General features: G+C 74.5%; 20 protein-coding genes and 4 pseudogenes. 19 read left to right on the top strand and 5 right to left on the bottom strand.

Annotated elements, in window-relative coordinates; all coding sequences use genetic code 11:
- The first annotated feature begins 47 nt into the window (after positions 1–47).
- The 8 genes and pseudogenes from WKH84_RS06120 (at position 48) to WKH84_RS06085 (ending at position 6479) form a co-directional block, all read left to right on the top strand.
- Entirely contained in the window at positions 48–806 is a 759-nt protein-coding gene (locus WKH84_RS06120) for a hypothetical protein (protein ID WP_341857072.1), read from the top strand.
- Positions 688–945, top strand: a pseudogene (locus WKH84_RS06115) (glycosyltransferase); the annotation flags it as partial. The gene WKH84_RS06120 and the pseudogene WKH84_RS06115, both read left to right, overlap by 119 nt.
- A 76-nt stretch (positions 946–1021) precedes the next feature.
- Positions 1022–1351, top strand: coding sequence for a hypothetical protein (locus WKH84_RS06110; protein ID WP_341857071.1), 330 nt, complete (start codon positions 1022–1024; stop codon positions 1349–1351).
- Between the two features lie 111 nt (positions 1352–1462).
- Positions 1463–2596: pseudogene (gene glf / locus WKH84_RS06105) on the top strand (UDP-galactopyranose mutase); the annotation flags it as partial.
- Entirely contained in the window at positions 2582–3646 is a 1065-nt protein-coding gene (locus tag WKH84_RS06100; RefSeq protein ID WP_341856792.1) for a hypothetical protein, read from the top strand. The pseudogene glf and the gene WKH84_RS06100, both read left to right, overlap by 15 nt.
- Positions 3647–3770: 124 nt before the next feature.
- Positions 3771–4757 carry a hypothetical protein gene (locus tag WKH84_RS06095; protein ID WP_341856006.1) on the top strand — a complete coding sequence of 329 codons (987 nt, stop codon included), beginning with the start codon at positions 3771–3773 and terminating at the stop codon, positions 4755–4757.
- Positions 4754–5692, top strand: a complete 939-nt coding sequence (locus WKH84_RS06090; RefSeq protein WP_341856005.1) for an ABC transporter permease — start codon at positions 4754–4756, stop codon at positions 5690–5692. Before WKH84_RS06095 ends, WKH84_RS06090 begins: the two co-directional genes overlap by 4 nt.
- A 13-nt stretch (positions 5693–5705) precedes the next feature.
- Positions 5706–6479: pseudogene (locus WKH84_RS06085) on the top strand (ABC transporter ATP-binding protein).
- A gap of 35 nt (positions 6480–6514) precedes the next feature.
- Here the strand turns inward: WKH84_RS06085 and WKH84_RS06080 are convergent.
- From WKH84_RS06080 to WKH84_RS06070, 3 genes are read right to left on the bottom strand one after another with little or no spacing between them, the layout of a single operon-like run.
- Complete coding sequence (locus WKH84_RS06080) at positions 6515–7264, bottom strand: TIGR03089 family protein (RefSeq protein WP_341856004.1); 750 nt, start codon at positions 7262–7264, stop codon at positions 6515–6517.
- The gene (locus tag WKH84_RS06075) at positions 7261–7416 is read right to left on the bottom strand and encodes a hypothetical protein (protein WP_341856003.1); all 156 of its coding nucleotides are present in this window, start codon (positions 7414–7416) and stop codon (positions 7261–7263) included. The genes WKH84_RS06080 and WKH84_RS06075 overlap by 4 nt, the downstream gene beginning before the upstream one ends.
- The gene (locus tag WKH84_RS06070) at positions 7380–7934 is read right to left on the bottom strand and encodes a coenzyme F420-0:L-glutamate ligase (protein WP_341856791.1); all 555 of its coding nucleotides are present in this window, start codon (positions 7932–7934) and stop codon (positions 7380–7382) included. The genes WKH84_RS06075 and WKH84_RS06070 overlap by 37 nt, the downstream gene beginning before the upstream one ends.
- A gap of 142 nt (positions 7935–8076) precedes the next feature.
- Between WKH84_RS06070 and WKH84_RS06065 the strand changes: the two genes are divergently transcribed.
- The 8 genes from WKH84_RS06065 to WKH84_RS06030 all read left to right on the top strand — a co-directional run bounded on the left by WKH84_RS06065 (position 8077) and on the right by WKH84_RS06030 (position 13840).
- Positions 8077–8349, top strand: coding sequence for a hypothetical protein (locus WKH84_RS06065; protein ID WP_341856002.1), 273 nt, complete (start codon positions 8077–8079; stop codon positions 8347–8349).
- Between the two features lie 181 nt (positions 8350–8530).
- Positions 8531–8830, top strand: a complete 300-nt coding sequence (locus WKH84_RS06060) for a WhiB family transcriptional regulator (RefSeq protein WP_010549808.1) — start codon at positions 8531–8533, stop codon at positions 8828–8830.
- A 12-nt stretch (positions 8831–8842) separates the two neighbouring features.
- Positions 8843–9532, top strand: coding sequence for a hypothetical protein (locus tag WKH84_RS06055; RefSeq protein ID WP_341856001.1), 690 nt, complete (start codon positions 8843–8845; stop codon positions 9530–9532).
- The gene (locus WKH84_RS06050; protein ID WP_341856000.1) at positions 9433–10740 is read left to right on the top strand and encodes a hypothetical protein; all 1308 of its coding nucleotides are present in this window, start codon (positions 9433–9435) and stop codon (positions 10738–10740) included. The genes WKH84_RS06055 and WKH84_RS06050 overlap by 100 nt, the downstream gene beginning before the upstream one ends.
- Entirely contained in the window at positions 10737–11123 is a 387-nt protein-coding gene (locus WKH84_RS06045) for a hypothetical protein (RefSeq protein WP_341855999.1), read from the top strand. The genes WKH84_RS06050 and WKH84_RS06045 overlap by 4 nt, the downstream gene beginning before the upstream one ends.
- A complete protein-coding gene (locus WKH84_RS06040) occupies positions 11120–12559 on the top strand; it encodes a hypothetical protein (RefSeq protein WP_341855998.1) in 1440 nt (479 codons plus the stop codon). The genes WKH84_RS06045 and WKH84_RS06040 overlap by 4 nt, the downstream gene beginning before the upstream one ends.
- Positions 12560–12875: 316 nt before the next feature.
- A complete protein-coding gene (locus WKH84_RS06035; RefSeq protein ID WP_341855997.1) occupies positions 12876–13109 on the top strand; it encodes a hypothetical protein in 234 nt (77 codons plus the stop codon).
- Positions 13001–13840 (top strand): DUF5719 family protein, encoded by an 840-nt coding sequence (locus WKH84_RS06030; protein ID WP_341855996.1) that lies wholly within the window; start codon positions 13001–13003, stop codon positions 13838–13840. The genes WKH84_RS06035 and WKH84_RS06030 overlap by 109 nt, the downstream gene beginning before the upstream one ends.
- A gap of 132 nt (positions 13841–13972) precedes the next feature.
- On the opposite strand, the gene WKH84_RS06025 is transcribed toward WKH84_RS06030, so the two are convergent.
- Positions 13973–14428, bottom strand: a complete 456-nt coding sequence (locus tag WKH84_RS06025; protein WP_259881598.1) for a metallopeptidase family protein — start codon at positions 14426–14428, stop codon at positions 13973–13975.
- 115 nt (positions 14429–14543) lie between these two features.
- Between WKH84_RS06025 and WKH84_RS06020 the strand changes: the two genes are divergently transcribed.
- The 3 genes from WKH84_RS06020 to WKH84_RS06010 are packed head-to-tail and all read left to right on the top strand — an operon-like array spanning position 14544 to position 16781.
- Positions 14544–14939, top strand: a complete 396-nt coding sequence (locus WKH84_RS06020) for a DUF3499 family protein (RefSeq protein WP_341855995.1) — start codon at positions 14544–14546, stop codon at positions 14937–14939.
- Complete coding sequence (locus WKH84_RS06015) at positions 14932–15867, top strand: hypothetical protein (RefSeq protein WP_341855994.1); 936 nt, start codon at positions 14932–14934, stop codon at positions 15865–15867. The genes WKH84_RS06020 and WKH84_RS06015 overlap by 8 nt, the downstream gene beginning before the upstream one ends.
- Positions 15795–16781: a hypothetical protein gene (locus WKH84_RS06010; RefSeq protein WP_341855993.1), complete on the top strand. Its 987-nt coding sequence runs from the start codon at positions 15795–15797 to the stop codon at positions 16779–16781. The genes WKH84_RS06015 and WKH84_RS06010 overlap by 73 nt, the downstream gene beginning before the upstream one ends.
- A gap of 336 nt (positions 16782–17117) precedes the next feature.
- Here WKH84_RS06010 and WKH84_RS06005 read toward each other — a convergent pair.
- Positions 17118–17192: pseudogene (locus WKH84_RS06005) on the bottom strand (hypothetical protein); the annotation flags it as partial.
- Positions 17193–17715 lie beyond the last annotated feature (523 nt).

The following is a 17715-nucleotide window of genomic DNA, read 5'->3' as shown; positions in this document are numbered from 1 at the left end:
CTTCGAGCACACCGGGCGCCTCGCCGCGGCACGGCCGCGGGCCGCAGGTGCCGTCCTCCGTCGTCGAGCACCGCACCGCCCGCTTCGGCAACGCCCAGACGAGCCCCGGCGCCCGCTTCTACTACGACGTGCGCAACCGCCTGTGGGCGCCGCTGCGCACCGACTCCTTCAGCCCCCTCGAGCGGGTCTTGCACGGCGGGCGCACCGCGCTCGGCTGGCTCGGCGTGCTGGCCCGCCACCGCGGCGACGTGGCCGGCGTGGGGTCGCGCGGCGTGCTCGCGGCGCGCGTCGCGGCCCCCGCCCCTCCGCGGCGGTGCTCGCCGCGGACGGCGAGGCCGCGCGGATATCCGCGCGATCGAACGGGCGGCCGGCCGGTGACCGATCCCGCGCAGTCCGCCGTGACCGCCGGCGACCGAGGGACCGACATGCCCGTCGGCGACGCGCGGGGCGACGGGCCCGTCGGCCGGACTGCCGACGATCGCCCGGCCCGTCCCGCCGGGCGCCCCGAGCGCGCCGAGCCCTTCGCGGTGCTCATGCCGCTGTGGGGGAAGGACCGGGGCGAGCGGGTCGAGCAGGCCGTCGTCTCCGCCACCGAGGGGCAGCGGCTCCGCCCCGACCTGCTCATCCTCACGGTCGACGGCCCTCTCACGCCAGAGCTCGAGGAGCTGGTGAAGCGTGTCGAGGCCGGTGCCCACGGCCCGGCGACCGTCTTCGCGCCACAGCGCCCATCGCGGCGTCGCGGCCGCGCTCCAGGACGGCCTCGAAAGCTCCCCGTACGAGCTCGTCGCCCGCGCCGACGCCGATGACCTGTGCCGCCCCGAGCGCTTCGCCCTCCAGATCCCGCGGATGCAGGCCGAGGGCCTTGACCTGCTGGGCGGGGCGATGCGCGAGTTCAGCGACCGCATCGCCCCTGGCGAGGGACCGCTGCGAACACGCCCCCTGACCCACGCCGAGATCACCGCCTATCTCCCGCGGCACAGCCCCTTCCACCACCCCACGATGGTGCTCGCGCCGCTCGACGGTGCTCGCCGTCGGCGGCTACCGCGACCTGCCGCTGCTGGAGGACTACTGGCTCTGGGAGCGGATGATGCTGGGCGGGGCGAGGATGGCGAACCTCCCGGACGTGCTCGTGGACTACCGCGTGGACGAGCACCTCTTCGCCCGTCGCGGCGGGTGGCGGCTCTTCGCGAGCGACCTGCGCCTGCGGCGCCGCTTCGTGAAGGACCGCGTGACCACCCCCACCGGCTTCCTGCGCAACGTGGGGGAGCGGGGCGTCTACCGCCTCGCCCCGGGATGGGCGCGTCGCCTGGCCTACCGGCGCTTCGTCGAGCACGACGGCCGCACCGCATGACCACTGCCACACGATCCGGCGCGCCGAGGCGGGGAGCCGTCCCCCGGTCGCGCCTCCGCTAGTGTGATCGAGTCCCCGGCGGAGAACCCGCCAGCATCGAAAGGACCCCCTGTGTCGACTCCTGACCTCCTGATCGTCGGCTCCGGCCTGTTCGGACTGACCATCGCCGAGCGCGCGGTCGCCGAGCACGGCGCCAAGGTGACCATCATCGACCGCCGCTCCCATATCGGCGGCAACGCCTACTCCGAGGCCGATCCGGTCACCGGCATCGAGGTCCACAAGTACGGGGCCCACCTCTTCCACACCTCGAACGACCGGGTGTGGGAGTACGTCAACCGCTTCACGAGCTTCACCGGCTACCAGCACAAGGTGTACACGACCCATCAGGGTGTGGTGTACCCGATGCCGATCAACCTCGGCACCGTCAACCAGTTCTTCCAGGCCGCCTACACGCCCGACGAGGCGCGCGCCCTGATCGCCGAGCAGGCCGGGGAGTTCGCCGGCAAGGACCCCGAGAACCTCAACGACAAGGGCATCTCGCTGATCGGTCGCCCGCTCTACGAGGCGTTCATCAAGAACTACACCGGCAAGCAGTGGCAGACCGACCCCAAGGACCTGCCCGCCTCGATCATCTCCCGCCTCCCGGTGCGGTACACGTACGACAACCGCTACTTCAACGACACCCACGAGGGCCTGCCCGCCCAGGGCTACACCGCGTGGCTCGAGCGGATGGCGGACCACCCGGACATCGAGGTGCTCCTGGACACCGACTACTTCGACACCTCCCAGCCGCTGAACCGCGACGCCGTGCGCGGGAACATCCCCGTGGTCTACACCGGCCCGGTGGACCGCTACTTCGACCACGAGCTCGGCGAGCTCGGCTGGCGCACCATCGACCTGGAGACCGAGCACCTGGAGGTCGGCGACTTCCAGGGCACCTCCGTCATGAACTACGCCGATGCCGAGGTGCCCTACACTCGCATCATCGAGCCGCGCCACTTCCACCCCGAGCGCGACTACACCAAGGACGCGACGGTCATCCAGCGCGAGTACTCCCGCTTCGCGGAGTCCGGGGACGAGCCGTACTACCCGATCAGCTCCGGCACGGATCGCGAGCGCCTGCTCGAGTACCGCAAGCGCGCCGACGCCGAGCCCCGCACCCTGTTCGGCGGGCGGCTGGGCACCTACCAGTACCTCGACATGCACATGGCCATCGGCTCCGCCCTGTCCATGGCCGACAACAAGTCGCGCCCGACCTTCTTCGCGGCTGACCCCGCGGACGACGAGGAGTTCCACGACGTGAGCACCACCCCCAGCGCGATCCGGAGCGATGCCGCGGACCAGGCACCGCAGCGAGTCCTGCAGCGGCTGATCATGCCGCTCTCGCCCGCCCCGGACGTCATCCCCCTGTACCTGGAGTCCCACGCGGCGCGCTCGGGCGCCCACGCCGCCGCCTTCGGGCTCGGCGGCGCCCCGGTGGAGTCCCACGAGAACTCCTCCGCGAACGCCGCCCCGGCCCCGACCACCGGGCGACCGAAGATCGACGAGCTCAGCACCCGGTTCGGCCTGTACGTGCCCGAGCAGTCGCTGCGCTCCTTCGGCACCTACTTCAACGCCTTCCCGGCCAGCTACTGGCGGCGCTGGACCCCGGTGCGCGAGGTGACGCTGTCGGTCTCCACCCGCGGCTCCGGCCAGATCATCGTCTACCGCTCCAACGCCCGCGGCGCCATCCAGCGCCAGGACATGGTCTCGGTCCAGACGGAGGGCACCTCTCGCTTCACGCTCCCGCTGACCGCCTTCGGCGACGGCGGCTGGTACTGGTTCGACGTCATCACCGGGGAGCGACCGCTGACGATCCTCGGCGCGGAGTGGACGGCCGACGCCTCCGACGCCCGCACCGAGGGCACCTTCTCCATCGCCATGACGACGATGAACAAGGTCTCCTACGTCCTCGACAACATCTCGCTGATCAGCAAGGATCCCGATCTGCGCGAGAAGCTCGACGTCATGTACGTGGTGGACCAGGGCTCGGACCGGCTACGCGACCACGCGGAGCTCGCCCCGCTGCAGGAGGCGATGGGCGACCAGCCGCGGATCATCGAGCAGGGGAACATCGGCGGCTCCGGCGGGTTCTCCCGCGGCATGTACGAGGCCTCCACCAACGGCTCCTCCACCTACGTGATCAACAGCGACGACGACCTCGACATCGAGCCCGAGTCGCTGCTGCGCGCATGCTCACCTTCGCGGACTTCACCCGCACCCCGGTGCTGGTGGGCGCGCACATGTTCGACCTGAACAACCGCTCCGTCTTGCACGCCTTCGGCGAGAGCGTGGACCCGTGGGCGATCCAGCCCAAAGTCACGATCCCGGAGAGCACCATCGGCCACGACTTCGCCGCCGGCCCGCTGCGCTCGACCCCGTGGCTGCACCGTCGCGCGGACGTGGACTACAACGGCTGGTGGACGTGCCTGATCCCCACGGAGACCGTGCGGGAGATCGGGCTCAGCCTGCCGGTGTTCATCAAGTGGGACGACGCCGAGTACGGGCGCGCGCGAAGAAGGCCGGCTACCCGACCGTGTCCCTGCCCGGCGCGGCGGTCTGGCACATCACCTGGACCGACAAGAACGACGCGCTGGACTGGCAGATCTACTTCCACGAGCGCAACCGCATCATCACCGCGCTGCTGCACTCTGGCTACGAGCGGGGCGGCCGCGTGCTCACCGAGTCCCAGGGCATCGACGTCAAGCACCTGCTCTCCATGCAGTACTACACGCAGGCCGCGCGTCTGTACGCCCAGGCGGACGTCTTGCGCGGCCCCGGCGTGCTCCACGACGAGATCGGCACCAAGGCGCCCGAGCCGCGGCAGATGGCGCAGGAGCACGACGACTCCGTCACGCGCCCGGACGCGGACTCGTTCCCGGACGTGCAGGTCTCGAAGCCGCCGCACAAGGGCCGCGCCTTCTCCGCGCCGCACCGTGCGCTGCTGCCCGCCTGGACCGTGAAGGCCATGGGCCGCCAGGCGCTCGCGCGACCGACGGAGAAGGCGCGTCGCCATCCGCAGGCGCTCGTCGCCCACCAGGACGCGAAGTGGTGGACCCTCAGCCACTACGACAGCGCCGTCGTCTCCAATGCCGAGGGCACCAAGGTGGCCTGGTACAAGCGCCGGCCCGAGCAGGTGCGCACGATGCTCGCCCGCTCCGCCCGCACCCACCTGGACCTCTACCGCCAGTGGAACCGTCTGCGGGACGAGTACCGCGCCGCGGCCGACGAGATCACGTCCTTCCCCGCCTGGGAGCGCACCTTCGCGGCGAACCCCGCCCCGGTGCGCCCGGGGATCGACGACCGTGACGCGGTCGAGGAGTCCTCCGAGCGCCCCGACGCGCCGTCCGAGAGCACCTCCGCGTGACGGCGACGTCCGGCGGCCGGTCGCGCCGGGTCCCGACCGCCGCCGAGCAGGCCGAGGGCTGGCGCGCCCCGGGGCAGGACGCCGGCTGGTTGAACCCGTTCCTGGAGCGGTTCCTGCTGAAGCCGCTGGTGCGCAAGGAGGCGCGGGTCCGCTACCGCGGCGACGTGCTCGGCATGGTCTGGAGCTACGTCAAGCCGGCCGTGCAGTTCATGGTCTTCTACCTGGCCATGGGCGTGTTCCTCGAGCTGAACAAGGGCACCCCGGCCTACGCGGTCTACCTCTTCAGCGGGATCGTCGTGGTGAATCTGTTCGGCGAGGTGTTCGGCAACGCGACGCGCTCGATCACGGGCAACGCCGCGCTGGTCTCGAAGATCTACATGCCCAACCAGCTCTTCCCCTGGGCGAGCATGCTCGTCGCCCTGGTGCACTTCCTGCCCCAGCCGCTGGTGCTCGTGATCGGCGCGCTGGTCAACGGCTGGTCGCCCTCGCCCACGGCGGCGGTCGCCTTCCTGCTGGGCATGCTCATCCTGCTGGTGTTCACCATGGGGCTGGGCATGCTCACCGCCGCGCTGAACGCCGCCTTCCGGGACGTGGAGAACTTCGTAGACCTCATCATCATGGTCGCGACGTGGCTGTCCCCGGTGCTGTACCGCATCGACATGGTGCGGCGGCAGATCGACGGCACGATCTGGTGGTGGCTGTACCAGCTCAACCCGCTCACGATCGTGGTGCGGCTCTTCCACACGGCGTTCTGGCGCTACTCGAGCCCGGTCGTGGACGAGATCGCCTCCGGCGTCCCGGGCAGCGAGACCCTCGTGACGCCGGGCGAGCCCTTCGGCCTGTGGTGGGCCGGGCCGCTGATCGCCGCCGTGGTGTTCGTGCTCGGCACGATCGTCTTCGAGCGCTCCAAGCGGCGCTTCGCCCAGGAACTGTGAGAGGAGGGCCGCGATGAGCCCGAAGATCGAGGACGTCCCGCAGTCCGCGGCGGTCCCCACCGACCGGGAGATGGTGCGCATCGAGCACGTCTCCAAGCGCTTCTCCCTGCGCCACGACCGCTCCCTCAAGGAGCTGGTGTTCTCCGCCCTGCGGCCGCAAGAAGCTCGCCGACACCTTCATGGCGCTGGACGACGTGGACCTCACCGTCCACGCCGGCGAGACCGTCGGGCTCATCGGCTTCAACGGCTCGGGCAAGTCGACCCTGCTCAAGACGATCTCCGGAGTGCTCTTCCCCGATGCCGGCCGGGTGCTTTGCTGCGCGGCCGCGTCGCCGGGCTGATCGAGGTGGGCGCCGGCTTCCACCCGGACCTCTCGGGACGCGAGAACGTGTTCCTCAACGGCGCGATCCTCGGCATGTCCCGGGAGCGGCTCGAGGAGCGCTTCGACGAGATCGTCGCGTTCAGCGAGATCGAGGAGTTCATCGACACGGAGGTGAAGTACTACAGCTCGGGCATGTTCCTGCGCCTGGCCTTCTCCGTCGCGGTGCACACCGACCCCGACATCTTCCTGGTCGACGAGATCCTCTCGGTGGGCGACGAGCCCTTCCAGAAGAAGTGCCTCGAGCGGATCCGCGAGCCGCAGGCCGCCGGCCGCACGATGATCGTCGTCTCCCACGAGCTCGAGATGCTCGAGCGGCTCTGCACCCGCATCGTGGTGATGCAGAAGGGGCGCACCATCTTCGACGGCGAGCCCGGCCGGGCCGTCGCCACCCTCCGCGCGAGCTGACCCGCCCGGCCCGGTCGCCACCGGGCGGGGAGGGATCAGGCGCGGGCGGTGACGCCCTCCTCGGCGGCGCGATGGTCCGTCACCGAGGCGGCGGGGCCGACGACGCCGCCGCCCGCGGCCCAGGCCTCGAGCGACCGCGGCACGACGCCCAGCCCGTCGCCCTCCACCAGCAGGCGCGGGGAACGCTCGGAGCTCGCGGCGGGGGAGGGGCCGGACCAGTCCGGCAGGGGCACGGAGAGCCGGTCGGAGCCGCCGCGCACCTCGAGCACCCAGTCGCGCACCAGCGGCGGGAGCTCCCCGTCGTAGCGCGGCGCGAGGGAGACGGGCTGGACGGCCAGCACCTCGTCCGCGGAGCCCGCGAGGGCCGAGCCGGGCCGGTCGGTGACCACCACGCCGGGATCCTCGACGCGCTCGGGCAGGGCCTCCGCGGTCACGTCCTCCGGCGCCGGATCCTCCGTCCCCTCCGGCGCGTCCTGACCGGCCCTCGGCCCGTCCCCGGCGAGGCGGCGCGGCAGGGTGACGACCTCCCCGCCGAGTGACCAGGCCGCGAGGGCGAGCACGAGCCGCTTCCAGTGGGGCGGGAGATCCAGCACGACCACGTCACCCGGCTCGAGCGCGACCTCGTCGTGGAGGTGCCCGATCGCCTTGATGACCCAGTTGGCGAGGACATGGCCGGAGAGCTCGATGCGGGAGGCCTCCCCGTGCCAGGCGAGCGCCGGCGGCGGACCCAGCGCCTCGAGCGGTGCCAGCAGGAGCGAGGTCGCGGTGGTCGATGCGGTGCTCATCGGGGGTCCTCCTCGGGGTCGGGGACGAGCCGCACGGGCACCTCGGGCAGGGCCTCGCCGAGGGACTCGGCGCCGAGGGCGGTGCGGATCCGCTCGGCGAGAGCCGCGGCGTCGATCAGCGATGTCGTGGAGGCGTCCGCGCGCTCCACCACGATATGCACCCCGCCTGAAGGTTCCCGGACCGTCGTGGCGCGCGCCCGGTACGGGCCGTGCCCGGGGCGGGGAGGGTGGCGACCTCGAGCGCCCGTGCGATCCGCTCGGCGGCGGGCTCGGGGGACATCCGCGCGACGGGCTCCTGCTCGGGGGCGAGGCCGAGGGCGACCCACACCGACTCCAGGCTCGGGCGGCGGAACCAGTCCTCGCTCCCTGTGCGGGACAGCTCCCGGGCCGGCACGTCCGCGGCGGTCGCCCCGTCCGCGCCGCGCACCAGCGCGGCGGGGACGCCGCTGGCCTTGCCCTTGACGAGATCGGCGGCGGCGGCGAGCTCGTCGGCGAGGTTCCGCACAGTCACCGTCAGCGCCCGTCCGCCCGCGTCGGTCCCGCCGCGCAGGTCCTCGAGGGAGGCGACGCCGGCCGCACCGAGGGCGATGTCGGAGACGCCCACGCGCCAGATCCGGGAGGAGGTGTCGGTCAGGACCACGCCGAGCTCGAGCCCGAGTCGCGCGCGCAGGCCCTCGCGCGGCTCCCGCGCGCAGGCGTCGGGGTCCTCGGGCGAGCAGCGGCGGCCCGTCGGGCGCGTTCGAGGAGTCCACCCCGGCGGCCGCCATGACCGGTCCCGAGGGGATCTGCACCACCGAGGTCACCACGCGGGTGTGCAGTCGCCGGGCGACCGTGCGCACGGCCGCGCGGGCGATCGCCGCGTCGCGCTCCTCGGGGGCCACGCGCAGGCCGAGCGCCTTGGAGACGATCTTCGTCGAGACGCACAGCACGTCCCCCTCGCGCGGGCCGAGCGGGGAGAGCGCCTCGGCGAGCAGAGCCGGCAGGTCCGCGCCCTCGCGCACTTCGCCGAGCCCGGTCAGCGGGAGCACGGTCAGCGGGCCTGGGGCGGCGGGCGGGGTGGTGGGCACGAGGACCTCCCGGGGTGAGGCTCCGGCGGCGGGCGGAGGGAGTCGTGGACGAGGAACGGCGCGCTGATGGTGCCGTGATGTGCACGGCGACGCGCCGACGCCGCTTGACGCACCATAACTACACCGGTGTACTTTAGGGGCCGAAAGAGGCCTTCGCTGGTCATGACAGGTCAACACAGCAGTGGAAGGAGTGGTGGCCATGGACGAGGAACGAGTCGACGACGACGCGCGTGCAGAGCTGTCCCTGCTCGACCTCGCCGGGCAGGACTCCGACGACGCAGAGCTGAGCTGGCAGGAACGCGCCCTGTGCGCGCAGACGGACCCGGAGGCGTTCTTCCCCGAGAAGGGCGGCTCGACCCGCGAGGCGAAGAAGGTGTGCGTCTCCTGCGAGGTGCGTGCCGAGTGCCTCGAGTACGCGCTCGAGAACGACGAGCGGTTCGGCATCTGGGGCGGTCTCTCCGAGCGCGAGCGACGCAAGCTCAAGCGCCGGGTGGTCTGACATCCTGACCCGGTGAACGAGCGCCATGTCACCGCGGTCGTCCTGCTGAGCGGGGCGACGACCGCGGGAACCCACGATGCGCTCCACGCAGCACTGACCACCCAGACCCGGCTCCCGGACCGGGTGGTCGTCGCCGTCCCCTCCGATCTCGACGAGGACGTGCGCGCCGCGCTCGAGAGACTGACCGCCGCGGGCGAGGTGGACCGTCTCGTCGACGTCCCCGCCCGCCCCGATCCCTCGCTCCCCGGCCGTGCGGCCGCCGTCGAGGAGGTCCTCGACGCTCTCGCGGCGCGCGACGAGCGCACCCTCGTCCCCGTCGACGCGCCGGCGCCCGCCGCGAAGTCCTCCCCGCGTCGGGCTGGCCGTCGTGCCCGCCCCGTCGACGTCGACGCCCTCGAGCGCGAGCGCACCCAGCGCGCGGAGGCGCTCGCCCTCGTGCCCGAGCGGTCGCGCGAGGAGGGCCCCCGCAGCGGCCGCCGGGCGGGTCGCGCCGAGGGCGCCCCCGCGGAGAGCTGGCTGTGGTTCCTCGAGGACCCCGAGATCCCCCCCTCGACGCGCTCGAGCGCGAGCTCGAGAGCGTCCGGCAGTGCCCGACCACCGCGGTGGTCGGCGCGAAGCGGGTGCGCCATGCCGAGCCGGGTGCCGACCTCCCGCCGACCGCCGAGTCCGCGGACGCCCTGGTCGACGTCGGCATCACCCTGACCCACGGCGGGCGCATCATCACCGGCGTGGACCCGGGCGAGATCGACCAGGGACAGGCCGACTGGCGCCAGGACGTCCTCGCCGTGCCGCCGCCCGGCATGCTGATCCGCGAGCAGACGGCGCGCGAGCTCGGGGGCCTGGATCCCGACCTCCCCGCCCCCTGGGCGGAGATCGACCTGTGCCAGCGCGTGTGGCGCTCCGGGGAGCGGGTCGCGGTGCAGTCCGCCGCCCGGATACTGCACCCCCATCCCACCCGGCCCGTCCTCGAGCGTCTCCAGGACCAGCGCACCGGACGCCTGCTCACGGTGCTCAAGCACCGCTCGCTCCTGCACGCGCCGCTCACCCTCCTGCTCCTCCCGCTCGAGACCCTCCTGCGGATGGCGGGGGCGCTCGCGGCGACCGCGCCGCGCACCGCGCTGATGGAGCCGCGCGCCGTCCTCGCCGCCCTGCCGCGGATGCGGCGCGTCCTCCGCCGCGGCGCCCGCGACCGCCGGCGCGCCCGCGTGCCCCGGCGACGCCTCGCCCCGCTCTACCTCCCGCGCGGTGCGAGCCTGCGGCGCTGGCTCGACGACGTCGGCACCCGTCTCTTCGCCGACGACGACCGTCGCCGCCAGATCCGCCGCACCACCTGGGGCATCGCCGGGACCCGGCACGGGCTGGACGACGCCGACTACGGCCGTCACATCGTGTGGACCGCGGTGGTGGTGCTCGGCGCCTCGATCCTGGGCCTGTTCTCGCTGCGGAGCCTGTTCGGCCGCGGCGAGCTCGCCGGCGCGGGTCTGCGCGCCGTGCCGGAGGCCGCCGCCGACCGCTGGGCCGCGGCCTGGTCGACCTGGGTCCCTGGCGGACTCGGTGACCGCGGGCCCGGCGACCCGCTCGTGCGCCTGCTCGGGCACCTGCCCGGCGCGCGGCTCCCTGCTCGTCGAGGTGCTGGTGTTCGCCGCGGTGCCGGCCGCGGCGGTCGCCGCCTGGTGGGCCTCCGGCGCGATCACCCGCGCGGTCGGTGCCCGCCTCGTGCTCGCCTGCGTGTGGGCGCTCGCCCCTTCGCTCCTGACCGCCCTCGCCGTCGGCGCGTGGCCGCCGCTGACCGTGCACGTGCTGCTCGCCGTCGCTGGCCCTCGCGATCGGCCGGGCGATCGGCCTGTCCCACAAGGTCTCCCAGGCCTCCGTCTCCGCGGCCGCCGCGGGCGGTCTGCTGCTGCTGGTGATCGGGGCGGTGCGGCCGGTGCTGGTGCCGCTCGTCGCGCCGGCGCTGGCACTGGTCGCGATCGCCGCGCCCGGTCGGCGCCTGCGCCTGCTGTGGGTGCTGCTGCCCTCGCTGGCGCTCCACGCGCCCTACCTGCCCACCTATCTCGGCCATCCCCGCACCCTGCTGGCCGTCGCCGGCGTGCCGGCCACGGCGGGCGGGGCGAGCGCCCGGGACCTGCTGGGACTTTGGCCGGTCGCTCCCGACCTCGCCGCGCCGCTCGCCGGGATGCTCGGCGAGGGCGCCGCCGGACTCCTGGTGCTGCCGCCGGTCGCGCCGGTGGTGCTCGGCGCCCTGGTCTCCCCGCTGCTGCGCGCGGTGCGGCCGGCCTCGCGGGCCGGTTGAGCCTGCTCGCCGCCGCCGTCTGCGCGCTCGCCGTGCTGGCGGCCCGCTCCACGGGGACCTCCGTCGGCCAGGGGCAGGTGCTGACCCCGCCGCTGCACGCCCTGCTCAGCGCGGCCCTGCTCTGCCTCGCTCTCGGCGCCGCGGCGACCTTCGACACCCTCGCCCGTCGTCAGGAGCGCGACTCGCGCCTCCGGCGCCTGCTCACCTCCGTGATCGGTGCCGTCACCGCCGCGGCCTGCCTGCTCACCGTCGTCGGCGGGATGGCGCCGCTTCCCCGCGCGCCGCAGATCGGGCGCGTGGAGGGCGGGGAGGTGCCCGCGGCCGCCGCCGACCAGGGCCGCACCGAGGCCCGCTCCCGGGTGCTGGTGCTGGACCAGGCCGAGGACGGCGCGGTCGCCGCCCGCCTCGTGGTCCACGGCGAGGACACCGTGATCCAGCACTCCGCCCTCGTCGACGCCCGCCACGTCGAGGCGGCGCTGGCCGGCGAGCCCGTCGACGACGATCCCGCCTCCGCCGCGGCGCGCGAGGAGGTGGCGGCGATGCTCTCCGGCGGCGCGCAGGACGGCACGGACCTCGCCCATCCCGCGATCGCCTACGTGGTGGTCCACGGGGACCGCGAGAGCCGGCCCGAGCTGATGAGCGCCCTCGACAGCTCCCCGCCGCTCGAGAAGGTCACCGAGGGCTCCGAGGGCGGGACCTGGCGCGTGATCGACGCCCTGCCGCGCGCCGTCGTCACCGGCGGCGAGGAGCCGATCGCCCTGGACAGCGGGGTGGTGGACGCGCAGGGCGAGATCGCCCCCGCCGAGGAGGAGCGCATGGTCGTGCTCTCGGAGCGGCACGACACGGACTGGCGCGCGAGCCTCGACGGCACCGAGCTCGCCGCGGTCGAGGTCGACGGCTGGGCGCAGGGCTTCACCGTCCCGGCCGGGGCCGGGGGCGAGCTCGAGATCCACCGCCACCAGCCCGCCCGACCGCTCTGGCGGCTCGCTGCTGTACGGCGCGACCGCGGCCACCGCGCTGATCGCGATCCCCTGGCGGGTCCGCACCCGCACCGCGGAGGAGATGTATGGCTGAGCACGCTTCCGAGGCCGAGGCCGAGGCCCGCACCGGGACCGCCCGCGGGGCGGGACGGGCGCGCACCGCGCACGGACGGCCCGCACGCCTGCTGCTGGGCGTCGCCGCGATCGTCCCCCTGTCGCTGGCCGGCGGGGCGCTCGCCCTCGCCCCGGACCGCGAGCCCGCCGCGGCCGAGCACGTACGGGCCACGGCGAGCCCCGACCCCCGCGACCTCGCCTGCCACGGTCCGCTGCAGGTGCCCGACGAGGCGCCGCAGACGGGCGGGGACGCCGCGCTCGCGGTCACCCCGCCTACCCCGTCGGTCTCCCTGCGCACCGTCGCGGCAGAGCCCGCCTCCTCCGTCCTGTTCGGCGAGGTGAGCGGATCCAGCACCCGACAGGACGCCGCGGGCGCCGTGCCCGCCCCCGCGGTCACGGCCGCGGACGCCGAGGGCGAGGAGCTGTCCGGCGATGCCGCCTCGACGGATCTCGGGATCGCGGTGCAGACCCTGCGGCACGTGCGCACCGCACCCCAGGTCACGGCGCAGACCTCAGAGGGCGGTCGTCCCGTCGCCGACGCCGTCCAGGGCACCTGGACCGCGTCCGGGGACTTCCGCTCCCTGTCCATGTCCCGCGCGCGGAGCCGACCACCGAGGCGTCCTTCCTCGGCGTCTCCACGCAGACCGGGGACAGCTCCGTGCTCGTGCTCTCCAACCCCTCCGACCGCCCCGCCACCGCCTCGGTCCAGGCGCGCACCGCCGACGGGCCCGCGGCGATGGAGGGACGCACCAGGTCGTCGTCGCGCCGGGCGACGAGGAGCGGGTGCCGCTGGAGTCCGTGGTGCCGGGGGAGGACGCGGTCGGCGTGGACGTCTCCGTGCTCGGCGCGCCCCTGTCCCTGCACGTGCAGACCACCGAGCGGGACGGGCTGACCCCCGGCGGCGCCGAGATCCTCGATCCGCTGCCCGCCCCCGCGCAGGAGCTGGTCATGCCCGGCGTGGACGTCGCCGGGACCGCGCCCGCCCTCGTGCTCTCGAACCCCTCGGGCTCCACCGTCACCGCGGACGTCGAGGTCCTGGGCGCGGACGGCGCCGCCTCAGGGGCATCGCCCGCGCAGATCGAGGTCCCCGCCGGCGCCGTCGTGCCCACCGCCCTCGAGGGGCTCGCCGACGGCACCTACGCGGTGCAGGTCTCCGCGGACGGCCCGCTCGAGGCCGTCACGCGCGCCGTCCGCACCGGGAAGGACCTGCCCGGCGACACCGTCGGCGCACCGGTGGACTTCACGCTCGTCGCCCCCGCACCGGCGCTGGGAACCCATGCGGTCAGCGCCCTGCCGGGGCAGGGCGCGACCGGCGCGCTCACCTTGACCGCGAGCGAGGACACGGAGGTCTCCGTGGTCCCGATCGGCGCCGACGGGGCGGCCGGGGAGCCGATCGCGGTGGACCTCGCCGCAGGCGCGACCAGCACTCTCACCCACGAGCGGCTCCGCCTCGGCGGGGAGGGCGCCGCGGCCCTGTCGATCGTGCCCGAGGTCCCGGGCGCGGTCCACGCGAGCTGGACGCGCCGCCAGTCCGACGGGGCGGGCGGCGTCTCGCTCTCCACACTGCCGGTCCTGCCCGACGCGGGCGACGTCGACAGCGTCCAGGTCGTCCTCACCGACTGAGGGGCGCTCCCGGTCCGGAGACAGCCGCTCCGCGACAGCCGCTCCGCGGCCGCCCGTCCGCGACAGCCGCGCGGAGCGCCCGGGCTGACTCCCCGTCGATCGGTGCGCGCGCCGCGCCGGTCCCGCGGCGGCTCAGAGGTCCCAGGCCTCCGGGTCGACGTCCTCCGGCGCGATCGAGAGCAGCGAGCCGATCTGCTCGGACAGCACCTGCCGCACCAGCATCTCCAGCTCCGTCGCGGTCACGCACCGCGTCTCCAGCGGCCGGCGGTAGACGATCACGCGCGGCGGGTGCTCGCGGGTGCCCGGCACCGCTCGGCCCAGCACCACCTGGGCCTCCTCCCAGGGCGCCGGATCCGCCGACGGCACCTCCTCGACGAGCACCTGCAGGTGCGCGAGACGCCGGGGGAACCGCTCGGTGAGCGCGGCCCCCGCATCGGCGACGAGATCGTCGAAGCGCTCCCGGCGCGTGCGATGGCCGGGCAGGTGCGGGGGGATGAGGTCCCAGCGCCGACCGCGGCCGCGGCGGTCGCGGCGACGCGGGCCGAGCGGTCCTCGTGGGGCGGGGGCACGGCCGGGTTCGAGGTCCATGCCGTGCACTGTAGCCCCGCCTCCGCAGTGCCGGACCCCGCCCTCCCCTCCCACGGGCGCGCCGCGCCCGCCGGGTCCGCGACCTGCGTACACTGCTGAGCGTGCCAGCTCGTGAATGCTCCCGGACCGCCTGCTCGCGCCGGCAGTCAGCTCTCTGACCTTCGTGTACCAGGACTCGACCGCGGTGCTCGGCCCGCTCTCCCGCCTCAGCGAGCCCCATGCCTACGACCTCTGCCACGAGCACGCCGCCCGCATGACCCCGCCGCGCGGCTGGGAGTCGCTGCGGGTCGCCGGCGGCGAGGACGTCAGCGACGACCTCGTCGCCCTCGCCGATGCCGTGCGCGGCCCCGTCGCGCCCGCTCCGCATGGCCCGGTCGGCACCCCCGACGCCGCTCCCCGCGGCACGTCGCGCGCCGGGCGCCACGATCCCCGCGACGCCGGCGGCCGCGCCGCCGGCCGTCCCGCCGAGCGCGACCGCCACCTCCACGTGATCAGGAACAGCGATGACTGAGACGACCCACGACCTGTCCGCCATCGTCAAGGCGAACGACATCCGCGGCGTCGCCGGCGAGCGACTCACGGCCGAGATCGCCCGCGCGCTCGGCGCCGCCTTCGCTGACGTCCTGGCCGAGCCCGAGCTGATCGTCGCCCACGACATGCGTCTGAGCTCCCGGGAGCTGTCCCGCGCCGTGATCGAGGGCGCCGTGCGCCGCGGTGCGATCGTCGCCGACGCCGGCCTGTCCTCCACCGACCAGCTGTACTGCGCCTCCGGCCTCCACCGCGCGGCGGGGCTCATGATCACCGCCTCCCACAACCCCGCCCGTGACAACGGGATGAAGCTGTGCCTGCCCGGCGCGCGGCCCGTCGGCCGGGACTCGGGGCTCGAGGACGTGCGCCGGGGCGCCGAGGCGTATCTCGCCGCCGGGGAGATCCCCGTGCGCGGCGAGGGCCGCTCCGAGCGGATCGACACCCTCGAGGACTACGCCCGCACCCTTCACGGTCTGGTCGACCTGCCCGCGGGCCGGCGACTGCGCGTGGTGGTCGACGCGGCCGACGCGATGGCCGGCCTCACCGCCCCCGCCGTGCTCGGCCCGCTCGAGCAGGTGGAGCTGATCGAGCCGCACTTCGGCCTCGACGGGACCTTCCCCCACCACCCGGCCGACCCGCTGCGGCCCGAGAACCTCCGCGATCTGCAGGAGGCGGTGCGCCGCGAGGGTGCGGACCTCGGCCTCGCCTTCGACGGCGACGCGGACCGCTGCGTCGTGCTGGACGAGACCGGCACCCCGGTCCCGCCCTCGGCGATCGGGGCGCTGATCGCCTCGCGCGAGATCGCCCGCGCCCGCGCCGCGGGGAGGAGCGCCCCCGCGTGGCCGTCAACGCGGTCGCCTCCCGCCACGTGCACGAGGTCATCGCGGCGGCGGGCGGCGAGATGCTGCTGACCCCCGTGGGCCACGCCGGCATCAAGCGGATCATGGCCGAGCAGGACGCGGTGGCCGGGGTGGAGCACTCCGCCCACTACTACTTCCGCGACTTCTTCTTCGCCGACTCCGGCATGCTCGCCGCGCCGCACGTCCTCGCCGCGCTCGCGGAGAACGACGGCACCGCCTCCGCGCTGGTGGCCGAGCACTCCCCGTACGCCGGCGGCGGCGAGCACAACTTCCCCGTCGACGACGCGGTCGCGGCCACCGCCCGGGTGCGCGCCCACGCCGAGTCGCTGCCCGCCGCGCGGATCGACGAGCTCGACGGGCTCTCCGTGCACCACTGGGACGAGCACCTCGCCCCGGCCGAGCGCTGGTGGCTCTCGCTGCGCTCCTCGCAGACCGAGTCGCTGCTGCGCCTGAACGTCGAGGCGCAGGAGCGGACGACGATGGAGCAGGTGCTGGAGCGGATCCGGGTGCTCGTGCTCGGCGAGGAGGACGAGGAGACGGGCCCCGGTCCCGCCCCCGAGGTCGCTCCCGCGCGCCTCCCGGCCGGGGCGAGCGGCGCCGACGTGCCCGGCTGGGTGCGGGCGGCGCGCGGCCCGCCCGGACTGCGGCGGGGAGCCGCACGACGTCGACGCCGCCCTCCAGTGCGACCGCTGCGGGCGCGTCCACGCGGTCGAGGGCGGGATCCCGGTGCTGATCGCCGGTCGCGCCGAGGCGCCGTCGGCCGACTGATCAGGCCGAGAAGGGCACCGCCCGCACCTCGGCGGCCAGCTCCTGCTGACGCTCCTGCGCCCTGCGCATCCGCATCTCGTCCCGTCGTGAGCGCTCGGCGAGCACCGCGGCGAGGAACTCCTCCGGCGGAGTGCCCGGCGGCGGGGCGGGCGCGACATGCGGCGGCGTACGGCGCAAGCAGATCCCGCGAGAGCTGATGGCGCGACTCGGCGTTGATCTGTCCGGCCCGGGGCAGGAAGGCGCGGATGTCCTGCAGCAGCGGCGGCGGGAGCCGGCCCACGTCGGCCGCCTGCGCCCAGTCGCGCAGCGAGAGCGGGACCTCGATGCGGCGCGGGGGATGAGTGCGCATGCGCTCCTGGATCACCATAGTCCCGGCCAGCAGGTCCCCGATCCGGCGCGAGCGGCGGTCGATCACGGAGCAGACCAGCGCCACGGCGCCGGTGGTCGACCAGATCTCGAACATCGCCATCACCGCGCGCGACGCTCTGGCGCACGTGCACCGGGCCGCCGTCGTCGCGCACCACCCGCGTGCCCATCACGAGCCGCCCCACGGAGCGTCCCCGCAGCAGCGACTCGCTGAGCACCGGATAGCCGACGTAGGCCAGCACCGAGGCGAGCAGGATGCCGGCGGCGAGGAAGCCGTCGTCCAGGGCGGCGCGGTCCGCGAACCACGCGATCGACAGGATCCCGCCGATCAGCGGCGTCAGCTGCGAGCACCCCGTCGATCACGGCGGAGACGATGCGGGTCGCGAAGGAGGCGGTGCGCAGGTCGAGCAGGACCGCATCGCCGGTGATCAGCGCGTCGCGGCGGCTCGAGGGGGAGACGGCCGCCGCAGTGCCTGAAAGTGCCATGGCCCCATCCTGGCAGGAGCGAGGAGGTGCCGTCAGCGTCGAGCGTCGGCTTCCGGCCGGGCCGACCCCGACTTTCGTCGGCCGTGGACGGGGGAGGTCGACGCCTACCCTGTCTGCGTGGACACCGACGCCTTCATCGCCGTGCACCGGCCGCAGTGGGACCGTCTCGAGGAGCTCACCCGCGCCCGCACCCTCGATGCGGGCGGCATCGACGAGCCGCTCGCGCTCTACCAGGAGGTCTCCACCCACCTCTCCACGGTCCGCTCCACCGTGCCGGAT

The sequence above is a fragment of the Brachybacterium sp. GPGPB12 genome (assembly GCF_038396325.1).
In the GTDB taxonomy this organism is placed as follows: domain Bacteria; phylum Actinomycetota; class Actinomycetes; order Actinomycetales; family Dermabacteraceae; genus Brachybacterium; species Brachybacterium conglomeratum.
Note: the sequence above shows the minus strand (reverse complement) of the source record. Positions and strands in the feature narration are given on the sequence as shown.